The following is a 14,261-nucleotide window of genomic DNA, read 5'->3' on the forward strand; positions in this document are numbered from 1 at the left end:
CCTGATCCCCGTTATTCGGAGCACCGTTGCTGATGGCTGCTTTGCCGCTCTCTATTCGTAAATTGCGTCCCGAACTGCGCGTTCATCTCTTGTTTTTAGCGGTCTTTCTTTTCTCTTTTTTTCTGACCTGGCGTGAACTCCACACGCTGAAAATCAACTATGAAGATCGGCAGCGCGCAGCGCTGGCGGATATGCAGAACGGGCTGGAGAGCCAGTTTCAGGAGAGCATCGACGGGATGATCTATTACCGGCGCATGTTCACCTATGCGCTGGCGCATCCGCTCGACGCTCACCACGCGCGCCGCGCGCTGGCGGAGTTTCAGCAGCTGCGCGCGCAACCGGCATGGCAGCTGCGGCTCAATATGCCGCGCAGCATGCCGATCAACGGTGTCGGCGACAGCGGGCTGGCGCAGGACGCGCTGCTGCAGCGCGATCCGGCCCGGCTTGACGGCGAGGTGCTCGCGGCGCTGGAGTTCAGCTTTATTATGCAGTTCAGCGATGCGGAAGCCGATTTCCATTCGCGCTTCTGGTACACCTCGCGCGCCGGATTCTTTATCACCTCGCGTCCGCCGCAAAGCCTCTCCGCGCTCGCCGCCAACTACGCCACCATGGTTTCCCGCCCCTGGTTTCGCGCCATGGCGACGCTGGCGTCGCCTCAGGAGCTGCGCTGGTCTGCCGTCTATCAGGGCGGGGAGGATGAGGGCGCGATGCTGACGGTCAGCACGCCTATCTTTATCAACGGCTACTGGTATGGCGCGCTGTCGATGGATTTCACGCAGCAGCGTATCGCCAGTCAGTTGAGTAACATGCACCACAGCGCGCTGCAGGGCAGCGTGGTGCTGCTCGACAAAGCGCAGCAGCTCGTGGCCTCCCTTAACGCGTCGGATGCTAAGCCGCTGAGCGACGGCGCGCAGCGGCAGCTCTATGCGCAGATTGCGCGTCAGCCGCAGGGCACGCTGCGGCTTGAGCATCAGTTCATCAGCTGGAGCAGGTTGAAAAACGTAGACGGCTATCTGGTGAATCAGCAAATTCTGGCACAAGGGCTACGCCAGGATTTAGGACGCGCCATGCTGTTTATGCTGGTGATGTGGCTGCTGTTCGTGCTGCTGCTGCTGCTGGCGCATCAAATCATTGTGCGTCTGGTGCGACGGCTGAGCCAGCTCTCCGACCGGCTGGCGTGGCGCGCCAGCTACGACGGCCTGACGCGGCTGCTTAACCGCAGCGCCTTTTTTGAACGCTTCGAAGCGGAGGCGACGCGCTGCCGGGCGCTTAACGCGCCGCTGGCGGTGATCCAGCTCGATATCGACCACTTTAAAGCGGTGAACGACACCTGGGGCCATCAGGCGGGCGACCAGGCGCTGATGCGCGTCGCCGCGATCGTTTCCCAGGCGCTGCGGAAAAACGACCTGGCCGGCCGCGTCGGCGGCGAGGAGTTCTGCGTGGTGCTGCCGGAAACCGGCCTGGCGGATGCGGAAAAGGTAGCGGAGCGGATGCGCGAGCGTCTGGCGGCGAAAACCATTCTGGTCAACGCCAGCCACTGTTTTAGCGTAACGCTCTCCGCAGGCGTCGCCAGCAGCGAAGAGCAGGGCGACTACCAGACGACTAGCCTGCAGGCGGAAGCGGACCGCCGACTCTATCTGGCGAAAAGTCAGGGCCGCAACCGCGTGGTAGCTGGAGGTTAAACGTTGCCGGCGTTGTCCTCTTCCACCGCCTGATAGATACGCTGCAGGATATCGGGGAAGGCGGACTGAACGCGGCTCCAGCTGGGAATAAACGGCTTATCGTTAGGACGCTCGATAAAGGCTTGTCCCGCCTCCAGAATCGACTGGGTGAACATCTCTACCGCCGCTTCTTCGATATGCTGGTCAAACTTCAGGCCGTTCATCGCCGCTTCGTGGTTGTAGATCTCCATCATATCGAGCGCGTTGCGGTAGTAGGTTGCCTTCAGCACGCGGAACGAGTCGCTGGTCAGCGGCACGCCCATCGTCGCCAGCTTACGCAGCAGCGACTGCACGATATCGCTGCTCATGCGCTTCAGGCCGCCGGTGCCGTCATCTTCCGCCAGCGGCTGGTGTTTGTGGTCATAGTTGTCGGCGATCTCGACCTGACAGGTCTGACGCGTGGTGTAGTTGCGGTAAATTTCCGACAGCACGCCAATCTCCAGCCCCCAGTCGCCGGGAATTTTAATGCCGTTGAGCACGTGGGTGCGCATGGCGAATTCGCCCGACAGCGGGTAGCGGAAGCTGGCGAGATAGTCGAGATATTCGGAGTGGCCATACACCTTTTGCAGCGAGCGCAGCAGCGGGCCGACCAGCAAGCGGCCTACGCGGCCGTTCAGCTTGCCGTCGGCGACGCGTGCGTAAAACCCTTTGCAGAACTCATACTGAAACGCCGGGTTCGCCAGCGGATAGAGCAGACGCGCCAGCATGCCGCGTTCGTAAGTCACGATATCGCAGTCGTGCAGCGCCACGCACTGTGTGCGATCCGAGGCGAGAGTGAAGCCGGTGCAGAACCAGACGTTGCGCCCTTTGCCCGGCTGGGAAGGCGAAAGCCCCTCTTTATCCAACTCGGCGTCGATCGCCTTCAGGCGCGGGCCGTCATTCCATAAAATGCGGTGGCGCTGCGGCAGGCGCGAAAAAAATTCGCGCGCGAAGAGAAACTGATCGCGGTCGGCGCGATCGAGCCCGATAACGATCTCGTCGAGGTAGGGCACTTTGGCCAGCTCATCGACGATATTGCCCAGCGCCGGTCCTTCCAGTTCGGAGAAGAGCGACGGGAGAATCAGCCCCATTTTGCGTTTGCGCGCGAAGCGCACCATCTCTTTTTCCAGCGACTCAACGCTGCGGTTGGTCAGATTATGAAAGTTGGTAATCACGCCATTCTGATAAAAATCACTCATCGCGCCATCCTTTTAATCATCAGTGGTTGCGGCTTAATCGGGCTGAGTCAGGAAATAGTCGAGTCCCTCTTTCCAGCCTTCGGGGCCGTAGTGCGCCGTATGGTAGATCCGTTGCCTGTCCTGCCGGGTCAGCGTCACCGGCGTTTTGCTGTAGCCTTTTATCACCACGGCGTAGTCAACCGCATCCAGCATCGGCGCGTCGTTGGGGCCGTCGCCGAGGCCGATGGTGGCGGGCGCGCTGTCATACTGGCCGAGCAGCCAGCGCAGCGCTTCGCCTTTGCCGCTGCCTGCGGGCATGACGTGCCAGAAGCGCCCGCCCTGGGTCAGCTGCAGCTGATGCTGCGCCAGCGCGGCGCGAAACGCCTCCAGCTTCTCTTCGTCGTCGCGCCAGACAATCACTTCCGACGCTTCGCGCTGGCGCGCCAGCCCCGAGTCGCTTTCGGTCAGACCGGTCATCGCGGCGACTTCGGCATCGGTGAAGCGGCTGAAGCCCTGAAAGCGAAAGCCAGGCTGTAGCGTGCTCAACGTGCGGCAGAGCGCCTCATAGGCGAGGCTCTGCGGCGGGATCCGTTCGCGTCGCTGCGCCGACATCTGCACCACCGCGCCGTTTTCCGCGATAAATGGGGTATTCGTCAGGCCGAGACGCTTTTGCAGCGGCGCGATTTCCGCTGCGGTTTTACTGGAGCAGAGCACGACCGGCACCTGTTGACGCTGCAGTTCAGCCAGCCATTCTGCGGCGGCATCCCAGCGGTAGGTATGATGATCGAGCAGGGAACCATCCAGATCGGTAATCACTAACAGCGGCTGTTGCAAACTGGGCATAGCAGGCTCCTTGCGACATTAACTGGCGGATTTTCAGTATTATAGTTGATACCAGATTGCGCCTGCTTTTCGTCTGTCGTACGGCACATCCAGGATAATTCTTAAAACCTGACGATAAAGCGAAGCGGGATGCACAAAAAACGCATGGCGCAAAGCGGCTGAAATCAGGCTGTTTCCGGTAACGCCAGGGGGTTTCATACAAAAAGGGCAGCAGTATTGTGCATAGCCAGGACTTGTCTTAGCGTCGGTCAGGCGTACTCTGCAGAGGTATCAAGCATTTCCTGATGTAACGAATTTACGTGGTTATTTACCCGGCGCTCCCTGCCGGGTTTTTTTTGGCCTGCGATTAGCGGTTCATTTCGTTACAGGTGCAGTCGCGAATATCGAGTTCATACTCGTCCGCCAGTTCAATACTGCTTCCCCAGGCCCGGCCGCCGGTTCTGAGATGGCGGCTGTTGTCCACCTCGGGGAAGGTTTGCGGGAGGGCCGCCGTGCTGCGCGGCAGGCTGTCGAGCAGCGAGTCCACGTCGGGTTTCTCGCCGGGCTGAAGGTCAGGGCCGCCTGGATTAATTTGCGCCATCATCGCTCTCCTTTTGTTTAAAAGGATATTTCGCTTATCTCCGACCAGGGATTGCGACGGATCAGCTAAGTATAGACGGCGGCCAGGGCAGGTGAATAACTCTGCGGCAGGAAAAGAAACAGGCAAAAAAAAAGCCCGCGCTGCGCGGGCAAAATCCTTGTTACTTTTAGGTTGACTGCCCCTTTGGGGTGGAGCAGTAAAAGAAGTGTAAAAGGTTGCCGTGTCAGAAGTCTTGTCGCGAAACGTTAAGAAAGCGAAAAAGCGCCCGCTTACGTAAATTTACCTGGTTTTTCCTTTGTTATCAGCGGCATCGTCTATAGTTACAGGCGGAGTTAAACCATAACGTGACAAGGAGAGACCATGGATCTGTTACGCATTATTATCGCTATTATTCTGCCGCCGCTGGGCGTATTTATGCAGGTCGGTTTTGGCGGCGCTTTCTGGCTCAATATTCTACTGACGCTGTGCGGCTATATCCCCGGTATCATTCATGCGGTTTGGGTGATTGCGCGTCGCTGAGGCGGGCCTCATCGTTTACACTGATGCACAGGAAAATCATCAGGAGCAACGCGCATGAAGGTCAATGACCGCGTCACCGTAAAGACCGATGGCGGCCCGCGCCGCCTCGGCACTATTCTCGCTGTAGAGCCGTTTAACGAAGGGGTCATGTATCTGGTGGCGCTGGAAGATTATCCGCTCGGCATCTGGTTTTTTAATGAAGGCGATCATCCGGAAGGGATATTTGTCGAGCCTTATGTGGCGGAATAGATGCGCAGGGCGTTGCTTTTATTCTCTCTGAATATCGCGGCAATAATAAGGCGCCAGACGGCGCCTTATTTCATGCTAAATCGACAATAATAAAGGCGCCTCAGAGCGCCTTTATTTTTCTCTGCCTTAGAACGTTTCCCAGTTGTCGTTGCCGGAGGTCGCCAGTGCCGGACGCGGCGTCAGGCGCGGCGATTTCAGCGCGGGCGCAGCAGCAGCCACCGTTGCTGTTGTCAGCGCCGGATGCTCCTGCAGGCGAAACGCGGCGACAGCTTTGGTGAGTTTACCAGCCTGATCTTCCAGCGATGCGGCTGCTGCAGAGGCCTCTTCCACCAGCGAGGCGTTTTGCTGCGTGACGTTATCCATCTCGGTGACCGCCTGGCTGACCTGCTGAATGCCGCGGCTCTGTTCATCCGAGGCGGCAGCGATCTCCGCCATGATATCGGTGACGCGGCGTACCGCTTCGACAATCTCGCCCATGGTTTCGCCCGCTTCGCCGACCTGATGCGAACCGTCTTTGATCAAATTGACCGACTCCGCAATCAGCGACTCAATCTCTTTGGCCGCCTGAGCGCTGCGCTGCGCCAGGCTGCGTACCTCGCTGGCGACTACCGCGAAGCCGCGACCCTGTTCGCCGGCGCGCGCCGCTTCCACCGCGGCGTTCAGCGCCAGAATATTGGTCTGGAAGGCGATGCTGTTGATGACGTTGGTGATTTCGGCGATTTTCTTTGAGCTGCCGGAGATATTAGTCATGGTTTTCACCACGCCGCTCACCAGCTCGCCACCGCTGCGGGCTTTGCCGGAGGCGTCTGCCGCCAGCTGGCTGGCGTGGTGAGCGTTCTCGGCGTTTTGTTTCACCGTGGCGGTTAACTGCTCCATGCTGGCGGCGGTCTGCTCCAGCGCGGCGGCCTGCTGCTCGGTACGGGAAGAGAGATCGGTATTCCCGGCAGAGATTTCGCCGGAGCCCTGATAGATCGCCACCGCGCCTTCACGCACCGTGCCGACGGTTTTCACCAGCGAATCCTGCATCAGCTGCAGGTTATGCAGCAGCGTGCCAATTTCGCTGCGGCCGTGCGGTTCCGGCGGGGCGGTGAGGTCGCCCTGCGCAATGCGCTCAATACGCGCGACCGACTGGCGCAGCGGACTGATCACCACGCGACGCAAGAACACAAAGGTCATCAGCGTCAGCAGCAAGGCGGCGGCGAAGGCGACCGCCATCGCGATAAAGCCGATGCGCGACTGATGCGCCGCCGTGGCGTTAATGGCGTCGGCGCGCTGGTTACGCAATTTAATCGCCTGCAGCAGCACGTCGTTATAGGCGTTGTCGAGTTTGCGCGTGACGTCGGTCTCCTGCGCGATAATGCCCTCGAAGCTGCCCTGTTTGCCGGCGTTGATCATCGGCTTCAGCCCCTTTTCGACATAGTCGTTGAAGCGCGCCGTCAGCGGGGCGTCGAGCGCGATATCTTCAGGGGTTTTGATCTTCCGTTCCTGATAAACCTTAAAGCCTTCCTGCGCCTGCTGAATACGCTTTTCGGTCGCAGCGACGCTGGCTTTAAACTCATCCATCTCGCCGATGCGAGCGGCGGCGCCAGCCTGGATAATATAAAGGCGCGCGGTGCGCAGGTGGTTAGAGCTGTTGGAGATCCCCATACGTACCTGGATCTCGTCGGTGGCATCCTTAAGCGACTGGTTGCTCTGGATGAGAAAATAGCTGGCAAGGGCGATACAGAGGGCAAACAGCAGCAGAATACCGCCGAAAATCATACTGAAGAGCGGCACCAGGCGCAGGTTGCGCCACAGGCCAGCCTTGGACGGCGTGGAAGAATCCAGTGGTGTGTTCATATCCTTGATCTCATGTCGGGGTTATGAAACTAACATCGGCAGAGAAGGGGAAAGGGTTAGAGGGTGGAGTGAGATCTGGCTCGCAAAAAAGGCGAAAAAAAACCGGCCTGGCGGCCGGTTCTTTCGCGAGTTGACTATCTCACGTTGACATAGATACCTGACGTCACATTGTCAGTTAAACGCACCACATGATAGATAACCTGTTTATTATGGGTTTTGATCTTGCGTTTAATATTTCCTTTGTGTGACGAAACGGTCTTGGCCTTAATTTGCATCTTGTCTGAGATCTGAATGGTGTCATGACCTGACATCCACATTTTCAGCATATTTGACTCCGTCTGACTTAACGTCAGAGGGTGTACATCCAGACCTGATGAAATACGGGTAGACGCGTTGAGCTTTTTCTGCAAATAGGTGCTGAGTAAGGAGTCAAGTGTCGTCGTTTTTATCGATTTTGATGTAATAATCAAGTTCTTACGAACGTAGAGGTATTCCTCAAAATGGATATTAGAAATGGCCATGAAGATGAAGAACAGCGTTTCCGGGTGCTGCATAATAATATTTCGGATGCGGTCGCTGGAATCTGATTCATGGATAAAACATTCTTCGTTAATAAACACTACGCCAGGTTTTAACTGTTCGCAGCGCTGCTGTAATTGCTCAATATCGGAGACAGAAAAGATGTTTTTCTTTTTGACTCCCTTACAGGACATATAGTCCGATAATCCCAGGCGTGTGTAGTTGCATGAATCCATAATAATCGTTGGCATGTTTAGCGACCCTCACCAATTTGTTATCCGTTTAAATCAACGATGAATTACGCGTTGCGGTACGAGAGAGATTTCTAAGACACTTTTTTATTCTGCTCAGCAGTCTGGCGACAGGCCATACGCCTGCCAAAAGTATTCTTCCCTGACCCGTTTCTGCAAAGTTGTTTTTGTGCTGCCTTAACGTCACTTATCCCTCCAGTGATAGCGGGAATCGCTGGCGGTTTGCAATAAGCGTGCATAACACCCTGTTTTGAGATCCTCGTCACTATCGCGCATAACACAGTCAATTCTGATAGGACGATTCTTAAAAACATTTGATTCACGAAAGTGTGACGTTTTAGCGAGTGTTGACAATGCCGGAAAAAAAAGGTCCTGACAAGAAAAATCGTTAAAGGATTTTTTTTGTTCCAAAACAATCTGTTGCCGATTTTGTCAACGATTCCACCAAGTTAGCTGTACCGGGAATCTGTGAAATAAAATACTTGAAGCGCGGTTTAATAAGAATAATTTTCAGAGTTACTTCTCACTTATCAGAATTTCCTTAGTTGATTTCTGAGAAAACTGGTTTGAAAAATGCACAGAATGTTTTAGGTGGCTTAAGTATCACTTTAGAAAGATAGTGAGATACTTAATCATCAGGGGTGAGACAGTTCCGATAGGAACTGGGCGAGCAAATCAAAGACTTCGCTGAACAGATGCTCACAGAAGGGCGCAACCAAAGGCATCATCAACCCCATGGTCAAAATTCCCACTGTTAAGGTAATTGGGAAGCCAACCGCGAAAATAGAGAGCTGAGGTGTAACACGGTTTAACAAACCCAGTACCAGGTTAATCAGAAGCAGCAAAACGATTAAGGGTAGCGCTAACATCATGCCATTAAGGAAAATTAAACCGCCTGCTTTGACCAGTGCATTAAAAGCGTTGGCGTTTAACGGCTGCCCGCCAATCGGCAATGTATGAAAACTGTCCGCCAGCAACGAGATCAGCCAGAGGTGTCCGTTGAAGGTCAGGAACAGCAGCATTGCCAGCATATCGAGAAAACGGGCCAGAACCGGCATATTTAAGCGACTGCCTGGATCGAAAAAGGTGGCGAAAGAGAGGCCCATCTGTAAACCGATCACCTCGCCAGAGAGGCGCACCGCAGCAAACGCCAGCTGCATCGTGAACCCCAGCCCGATACCAATCAGCATCTGCTGCAGCAGCAGCCAGAAGCCCGCGGGCGAAAACAGCGTTACCTCGACTGAAGGCAGCGTTGGCACCATTATCCAGGTGATTAACGCCGCCAGGCCGATTTTGACGCGTTTGCTGATAGCGCGCTCGCTCAGCAGCGGCGCGGTGGCGAACAGCGCCAGCATACGCGCCAGCGGCCAGAAAAACTGACTGACCCAGTGGACCAGCTGGTCGCTGTCGAGGGTAACCATTAGCCGATCATATAAGGCAGGTTGCTGAAGAGGGTGCGGATATAGTCCAGCACCAGATTCAGCATCCAGGGGCCGGCAATCACGCCCGTCGCTGCCACGGCCAGCACCTTCGGTATAAAGGAAAGCGTCTGCTCGTTCACCTGGGTCGCCGCCTGCAGCAGACTGATAATCAGCCCGCTGACCAGCGCCGCCAGCAGCAGCGGCGCGGCGAGCATCAGCGCCAGGCGCAGCGCATCCTGGCCCATTGCCATAACGGATTCTGGCGTCATTAGTTTCTCCGGGAAATCGGAATAATCAGGAATAGAAGCTTTGCGCCAGCGAACCGACCAGCAGCTGCCAGCCATCCACCAGTACAAACAGCATCAGTTTGAACGGCAGCGAGATGGTTGCCGGCGGCACCATCATCATCCCCAGCGCCATCAGCACGCTGGCGACCACCAGGTCGATAATCAGAAACGGGATAAAAACGGTAAAGCCAATCTGAAAGGCGGTCTTCAGCTCGCTGGTGACGTAGGCGGGCAGCAGAATGCGCATCGGTACCGCTTCCGGCCCTTCGATGGGCGGGGTATTCGCCAGGCGGGCGAACAGCGCCAGGTCCGCTTCGCGCGTCTGACGCAGCATAAAGTCGCGTAGCGGCTGCGCGCCTTTCTCCAGCGCGACGTCCATGCTGATTTTGTCCTGGCTAAAGGGCAGATAGGCGTCGTCGTAAATCTTGTCGAAGGTCGGCGCCATAATAAAGAAGGTCAGAAAGAGCGCGAGGCCGAGCATCACCTGATTCGGCGGCGCGGAGGGCGTGCCGAGGGCGTTGCGCAGCAGGCCGAACACGATGATGATGCGGGTAAAGCTGGTCATCATCAGCAGCACGGCGGGAATAAAGGTCAGCGAGGTAATAAAAACCAGCGTCTGCACCGGCAGCGACCAGCTTTGTCCGCCATTGGGCAACGCATGGCTCACCAGTCCCGGCAGCTGGGCATGAGCGGCCGGCGCCAGCAGTAATAGCGGCAGAAGAGAGAGCAGTCGACGCATCATTGGGGTTTTCCGGGACGTTTAACCAGGTTTTGCAACAGCTGACGGAAATCTTGCGGTGCGGCCGCGGCGGCCGGACGGGCATCCGGCGCCACCGGCGGCAGCGTGTGCAGATGGGTAATCTGCGCTGCTGTAACGCCCAGCACCAGGCGCGCCTCGGCGGTATCCACAATCACCACGCGTTCGCGCTGGCCGACCTGTACGCTGGCGCTCACCTTCAGCGCCTGGCTGCTTACCGTTTTCGGCGCGAAGCCGAGGCGGCGCGCCAGCCAGGCGCAGGCGAGGATCAGCAGGACAATCACGGCCAGCACGCTGCTGACCTGGGTCACGACGGAACCGCCGGAGATGGCCGGCGCTGCGGGCTGCAGCGCGTGGGACTGGGTGTTCATCATATTTAGCGGCTCAGACGACGCATACGTTCAGACGGCGTAATAATGTCGGTGATGCGTACGCCATACTTATCGTTAACCACCACCACTTCGCCCTGGGCGATCAGGTAGCCGTTGATCAGGATATCGAGCGGCTCGCCCGCCAGACCGTCCAGCGCCACCACGGAACCCTGCGTCAGGCGCAGCAGCTCTTTAATGGTCATTTTGGTGCGGCCCAGTTCGACGGTAAGCTTGACCGGGATATCCATAATCAGGTCGATGTCCTGCAGCGAACCGGCGGCAGCGCTGCTTTCGAACGTTTTGAAGACGTCGTCGGCCTGCGGTGCGCTGCTAACGGCCTGCTCATTCATCGCCTCAGCCCACAGATCGTCCGCAGAGATGTCGTCGGACGGTTTATTGCTGTCACTCATTGGGCTGTTCCTCATTCAGCGAATTCAAAATCGGGTTAATCAAATGCTCGACGCGCAGGGCGTACTGGCCGTTCATGGTGCCGTACTGACTGGTCAGCACCGGGACGCCATCGACGTGCGCGATAATGCGCTCTGGTTTCTCGATCGGCAGCACGTCGCCAGGCTTCAGCTGCAAAATGCGCGACAGCCGCAGCGAGGTTTCGGCAAAGTGAGCGATCAGCTCCAGTTCCGAATGCTGCACCTGTTTCACCAGGTTCTCGCGCCAGTGGTTATCCTCGGTGCGGGAGTTCTCCAGCGGCGGGTTAACCAGCAGTTCGCGCAGCGGCTCAATCATCGAGAACGGAATACAGATGTTGAACTCGCCCACCAGGTTGCCAATCTCGACCTGGAACGGCGTGTTGACCACGATATCGTTCGGCGAGGTGGTGATATTGGTGAACTTCACCTGCATTTCAGAGCGGACATATTCCACGTCGAGCGGGTAGATCGCCTTCCACGCGTCGCTGTAGCCTTCCAGCGCCAGCTTCAGCATGCGGCGGATCACGCGCTGCTCGGTGTGGGTAAACTCACGGCCTTCCACCTTGGTGGGGAAGCGGCCGTCACCGCCGAACAGGTTATCCACGGCGATAAACACCAGGCTCGGCGAGAACACCACCAGCGCCGTTCCGCGCAGCGGTTTCAGGTGGATAAGATTCAGGTTGGTCGGCACCGGCAGGTTGCGGGCAAACTCGTGATACGGCTGAATCTTGATCGCACCGACGCTGATATCCGGGCTGCGGCGCAGCAGGTTAAACAGCGCCATACGGAAATGTCGGGCGAAACGCTCGTTAATAATCTCCAGCGCCTGAAGGCGCTCGCGCACCACGCGACGCTGGGTATTAGGGTCGTAAGGACGAATGTCGCCTTCCGGCCCGCTTTGACTCTTTTCATCTACCGCGCTGTCACTGTCGCCATTAAGCAGCGCGTCAATTTCAGCCTGGGAGAGAATGCTATCGCCCATTGGTTTACCTCAAAATGAAGGCGGTAAACAGTACGTCATTTACCACCTGCGCAGGCTGTCCTTTCACCAGCGGAGGTGACAGCACCTGCTTAATCTGTTCAATCAGCGCTTGCTTACCTTGCTCCGACGCCAGCGCGGCGGCGCTCTGTCGCGAGAGCAGCAGCAGCAGGCGGCTACGCACTTCCGGCAGATAATCATTCATCCGACGACGGGTATCCTCGTCCGGCAGACGCAGGGTAAAGCCTACGTACAGTACGCGGTCCGGATCGTTGTCGGGATTGATCAGGTTGACCGTAAAGGTATCAAGCGCAAAAAAGACGGGAGCGGGTGGCGGTTCTACTTTCGCAGCTTCCGGTGTGCCACTCTCATGTTTATTCATCATTCGCCAGACTGCATAGCCTGCCACGCTACAAGCGGCCAGCGTTACAATGAGCAACACCGGAATTAAGAGTGAACGTTTGCGGCCTTTTGCTTTCGCGTTATCAGACATTTTTGCAGTAACTTCCTGTGAATTATCGGCAAACCTCTCGGTTTGCCTGGACAGATTATCCCGCGTCTTAAGTCAAACAATGGGAAGAAAAGACGCGGGTTTTACGCTTACCTTCAGCGTTTGTCGCTGTCAGGCAAAAGTATCGACAGCGCCGGTGCCGAGGATGCGCGCCTGAAGGGCGGCGGGAACGGCGATCGGCGTTATCTCGCTATCGTCATCCTGGGAGAGAGAGAAGGTGCCGTGCTGTCCGTCGCGGCGCGCCTCCTGCTGCTGTTGCTGCTGCTGGAAGCCCTGGCTCTGCGCGAAGCTGTCACTGCTTACCTGACTCTGTCCCAGGTTAATGCCGCTTTCCGCCAGCGCGTTACGCAGCTGCGGAAGGGCGGCTTCCAGCGCGGCCCTGACGTGGCTGTGGCTGGAGGCCATACTGATTTGCGCCTGGTCGTTATCCAGCTTCAGGCTGATCTGGATGGCGCCCAGATCCGCCGGATGTAGCCGCAGCTCGGCGTTTTGCTGGCCGTTGCGGGTGAACATGACAATCTGCTGGCTCAGAGCCTGCTGCCATTCGTCGCTGCCCAGCTGCGCGTTGAGCATCGGCGTCGACGGCGTACTGGTCGTGGCCGAGGCGGTCTGCGTCATCAGCGGCGCCGTGCTGCTGCTGGCCGGCGTACTGGTCAGCGCGCTGCTGTCCGTCTGCGTCAGCGGCGCGCTTTTTTCATCCTGTCGGCTAAAGTTGCTCAGTGCCTGCTGAAAGCTGCCGTCCAGCGTCAGCGGCGCACTGGCGTTGGCCGTGCTGGCTGCCGCGCCCGTTGATGCGGCGTTCAGCTGCGTTGGGCTCGCCTTCGTCTCAGCGTGCGCTGGCGCGCTGGCCGATGGCGACGCGCTTTGCGCCAGCGAATTGCTCAGCGCCTGGCTCAGCGTCGAGAGCGCATTGCCTGCGAGCGCGCCGCGGCGCGTGTCGGCGCCCGACTCGGCGGCGACGGAAGCGGCGGAAACGCTGCTCTGCGCAACCGGCGACGCTGGCAGCATGGCGAACAGCGCCTGCATGGTCTGCGCCTCGCTGCTGGTTAAGGTTTCCGCGCTCGCCTTATCCTTATCATCGGCGGATTTGGTGGCGGCTTTAATATTTTCCGGCGTCAGCAGCGCATTCAAACCCTCGGTTTTGTCAAAGGCGGTCAGCAGCGCGTCAGGCTGACCCTTTAGCGCAGGCGCGTCCTCCTTTTCCTCTGCGCTTTCAGCAGATTGCGCCGCGTTTCCCTGCTGTTTCGCCAGCGTCAGCAGACGGTTGCCCAGCTCGGTCAGAAAGTCCTGCGGCAGCGATTTGACGCTGTGCAAAACCTCAGCGGAATCTGAACTTTTCAGCTCGCCTTTCGCGCTGGCGGCGGTGACAATATTTGGCAGCGTAATCATTCGCCTTTCCTCAATGCGGCCCGTTGGGCGTATTCATCCATCCGTTTCTGATCGAGACGGTTTTCTACTCGTAATGCGTTGTCCGCCGCGCGGCTGATCAGCGTCTGATAGGCGTTAAGACGCTGCTGCTTCTCGCGCCAGCTGGCCAGCGCCTGCTCCAGACGCTGATTCCACTGTCTCAGCTGAGCGCGATGCTGCTCGATCGCCTGTTCCAGCGTCTGAATAAACTGGTGGTAGTTGGTCCAGCGCGTGGTGGCGATGCCGCCCGACATATCGCTGTTTAGCTTATTGCGGTACTCATCCTGGTAGTCGAGCAGCATGGTGAGCTGCTCGTCCGCCTGGCGCACGCCGCGGCGCATATCGCCGAGGTGCATCACCGCTTTCTCCAGATCCTGCTCCGCTAAATCGCGCAGCGTGTCGATGGCACTGGCGCTCTTCAT

The 14,261-nt window shown here is 57.6% G+C and carries 17 protein-coding genes; 3 read left to right on the top strand and 14 right to left on the bottom strand.

Annotation, left to right across the window (positions count from 1 at the left end):
• Nucleotides 1–32: 32 nt before the first annotated feature.
• Complete coding sequence (gene dgcQ / locus PVE98_RS07375) at nt 33–1,682, top strand: cellulose biosynthesis regulator diguanylate cyclase DgcQ (RefSeq protein WP_096073385.1); 1,650 nt, start codon at nt 33–35, stop codon at nt 1,680–1,682.
• Here dgcQ and PVE98_RS07380 read toward each other — a convergent pair.
• From PVE98_RS07380 to PVE98_RS07390, 3 genes are all read right to left on the bottom strand, one after another.
• On the bottom strand, nt 1,679–2,899 hold the full coding sequence (locus PVE98_RS07380) for a glycosyl transferase (RefSeq protein ID WP_033749838.1): 1,221 nt from the start codon (nt 2,897–2,899) through the stop codon (nt 1,679–1,681). The genes dgcQ and PVE98_RS07380 overlap by 4 nt on opposite strands.
• Before the next feature lie 33 nt (nt 2,900–2,932).
• Nucleotides 2,933–3,721, bottom strand: a complete 789-nt coding sequence (locus PVE98_RS07385) for a mannosyl-3-phosphoglycerate phosphatase-related protein (protein ID WP_096073384.1) — start codon at nt 3,719–3,721, stop codon at nt 2,933–2,935.
• Between the two features lie 346 nt (nt 3,722–4,067).
• A complete protein-coding gene (locus PVE98_RS07390; protein ID WP_096073383.1) occupies nt 4,068–4,304 on the bottom strand; it encodes a DUF2525 domain-containing protein in 237 nt (78 codons plus the stop codon).
• A 357-nt stretch (nt 4,305–4,661) separates the two neighbouring features.
• Here PVE98_RS07390 and PVE98_RS07395 point away from each other — a divergent pair, with 357 nt between their 5' ends.
• Nucleotides 4,662–4,820: a YqaE/Pmp3 family membrane protein gene (locus PVE98_RS07395; RefSeq protein WP_033749833.1), complete on the top strand. Its 159-nt coding sequence runs from the start codon at nt 4,662–4,664 to the stop codon at nt 4,818–4,820.
• 54 nt (nt 4,821–4,874) lie between these two features.
• Entirely contained in the window at nt 4,875–5,069 is a 195-nt protein-coding gene (gene dsrB, locus PVE98_RS07400) for a protein DsrB (RefSeq protein ID WP_096073382.1), read from the top strand.
• Nucleotides 5,070–5,195: 126 nt separating this feature from the next.
• Here the strand turns inward: dsrB and PVE98_RS07405 are convergent, their stop codons facing one another.
• The 11 genes from PVE98_RS07405 to fliJ form a co-directional block, all read right to left on the bottom strand.
• Complete coding sequence (locus PVE98_RS07405; protein ID WP_051905601.1) at nt 5,196–6,908, bottom strand: methyl-accepting chemotaxis protein; 1,713 nt, start codon at nt 6,906–6,908, stop codon at nt 5,196–5,198.
• 134 nt (nt 6,909–7,042) lie between these two features.
• Complete coding sequence (gene rcsA, locus PVE98_RS07410) at nt 7,043–7,678, bottom strand: transcriptional regulator RcsA (protein ID WP_033749830.1); 636 nt, start codon at nt 7,676–7,678, stop codon at nt 7,043–7,045.
• 635 nt (nt 7,679–8,313) lie between these two features.
• Nucleotides 8,314–9,099 (bottom strand): flagellar biosynthetic protein FliR, encoded by a 786-nt coding sequence (gene fliR / locus PVE98_RS07415; protein WP_033749829.1) that lies wholly within the window; start codon nt 9,097–9,099, stop codon nt 8,314–8,316.
• Nucleotides 9,099–9,368 (bottom strand): flagellar biosynthesis protein FliQ, encoded by a 270-nt coding sequence (gene fliQ / locus PVE98_RS07420; RefSeq protein ID WP_033749828.1) that lies wholly within the window; start codon nt 9,366–9,368, stop codon nt 9,099–9,101. The genes fliR and fliQ overlap by 1 nt, the downstream gene beginning before the upstream one ends.
• A gap of 25 nt (nt 9,369–9,393) precedes the next feature.
• On the bottom strand, nt 9,394–10,125 hold the full coding sequence (gene fliP, locus PVE98_RS07425; RefSeq protein ID WP_033750714.1) for a flagellar type III secretion system pore protein FliP: 732 nt from the start codon (nt 10,123–10,125) through the stop codon (nt 9,394–9,396).
• Nucleotides 10,125–10,514, bottom strand: a complete 390-nt coding sequence (gene fliO / locus PVE98_RS07430) for a flagellar biosynthetic protein FliO (protein WP_096073917.1) — start codon at nt 10,512–10,514, stop codon at nt 10,125–10,127. The genes fliP and fliO overlap by 1 nt, the downstream gene beginning before the upstream one ends.
• Nucleotides 10,515–10,519: 5 nt before the next feature.
• Entirely contained in the window at nt 10,520–10,924 is a 405-nt protein-coding gene (gene fliN / locus PVE98_RS07435; protein WP_033749826.1) for a flagellar motor switch protein FliN, read from the bottom strand.
• Complete coding sequence (fliM, locus tag PVE98_RS07440; protein ID WP_033749825.1) at nt 10,917–11,924, bottom strand: flagellar motor switch protein FliM; 1,008 nt, start codon at nt 11,922–11,924, stop codon at nt 10,917–10,919. The genes fliN and fliM overlap by 8 nt, the downstream gene beginning before the upstream one ends.
• Nucleotides 11,925–11,928: 4 nt before the next feature.
• A complete protein-coding gene (fliL, locus tag PVE98_RS07445; protein WP_033749823.1) occupies nt 11,929–12,414 on the bottom strand; it encodes a flagellar basal body-associated protein FliL in 486 nt (161 codons plus the stop codon).
• Nucleotides 12,415–12,543: 129 nt separating this feature from the next.
• On the bottom strand, nt 12,544–13,821 hold the full coding sequence (locus PVE98_RS07450) for a flagellar hook-length control protein FliK (RefSeq protein WP_096073381.1): 1,278 nt from the start codon (nt 13,819–13,821) through the stop codon (nt 12,544–12,546).
• Nucleotides 13,818–14,261 (bottom strand): flagellar export protein FliJ, encoded by a 444-nt coding sequence (gene fliJ / locus PVE98_RS07455; protein ID WP_033749821.1) that lies wholly within the window; start codon nt 14,259–14,261, stop codon nt 13,818–13,820. Before fliJ ends, PVE98_RS07450 begins: the two co-directional genes overlap by 4 nt.

This window comes from Pantoea sp. GABEPS69, assembly GCF_045780835.1.
Taxonomy (GTDB): domain Bacteria; phylum Pseudomonadota; class Gammaproteobacteria; order Enterobacterales; family Enterobacteriaceae; genus Pantoea; species Pantoea septica.

Coding starts and splice junctions, on each gene's coding strand:
- PVE98_RS07385 (WP_096073384.1), bottom strand. CDS start 3,721: ATGCCCAGTTTGCAACAGCCGCTGTTAGTGATTACCGATCTGGATGGT.
- rcsA (WP_033749830.1), bottom strand. CDS start 7,678: ATGCCAACGATTATTATGGATTCATGCAACTACACACGCCTGGGATTA.
- fliR (WP_033749829.1), bottom strand. CDS start 9,099: ATGGTTACCCTCGACAGCGACCAGCTGGTCCACTGGGTCAGTCAGTTT.
- dgcQ (WP_096073385.1), top strand. CDS start 33: ATGGCTGCTTTGCCGCTCTCTATTCGTAAATTGCGTCCCGAACTGCGC.
- fliJ (WP_033749821.1), bottom strand. CDS start 14,261: ATGAAGAGCGCCAGTGCCATCGACACGCTGCGCGATTTAGCGGAGCAG.
- fliP (WP_033750714.1), bottom strand. CDS start 10,125: ATGCGTCGACTGCTCTCTCTTCTGCCGCTATTACTGCTGGCGCCGGCC.
- PVE98_RS07450 (WP_096073381.1), bottom strand. CDS start 13,821: ATGATTACGCTGCCAAATATTGTCACCGCCGCCAGCGCGAAAGGCGAG.
- PVE98_RS07390 (WP_096073383.1), bottom strand. CDS start 4,304: ATGATGGCGCAAATTAATCCAGGCGGCCCTGACCTTCAGCCCGGCGAG.
- PVE98_RS07380 (WP_033749838.1), bottom strand. CDS start 2,899: ATGAGTGATTTTTATCAGAATGGCGTGATTACCAACTTTCATAATCTG.
- dsrB (WP_096073382.1), top strand. CDS start 4,875: ATGAAGGTCAATGACCGCGTCACCGTAAAGACCGATGGCGGCCCGCGC.
- fliQ (WP_033749828.1), bottom strand. CDS start 9,368: ATGACGCCAGAATCCGTTATGGCAATGGGCCAGGATGCGCTGCGCCTG.
- fliN (WP_033749826.1), bottom strand. CDS start 10,924: ATGAGTGACAGCAATAAACCGTCCGACGACATCTCTGCGGACGATCTG.
- PVE98_RS07395 (WP_033749833.1), top strand. CDS start 4,662: ATGGATCTGTTACGCATTATTATCGCTATTATTCTGCCGCCGCTGGGC.
- fliM (WP_033749825.1), bottom strand. CDS start 11,924: ATGGGCGATAGCATTCTCTCCCAGGCTGAAATTGACGCGCTGCTTAAT.
- PVE98_RS07405 (WP_051905601.1), bottom strand. CDS start 6,908: ATGAACACACCACTGGATTCTTCCACGCCGTCCAAGGCTGGCCTGTGG.
- fliL (WP_033749823.1), bottom strand. CDS start 12,414: ATGTCTGATAACGCGAAAGCAAAAGGCCGCAAACGTTCACTCTTAATT.
- fliO (WP_096073917.1), bottom strand. CDS start 10,514: ATGAACACCCAGTCCCACGCGCTGCAGCCCGCAGCGCCGGCCATCTCC.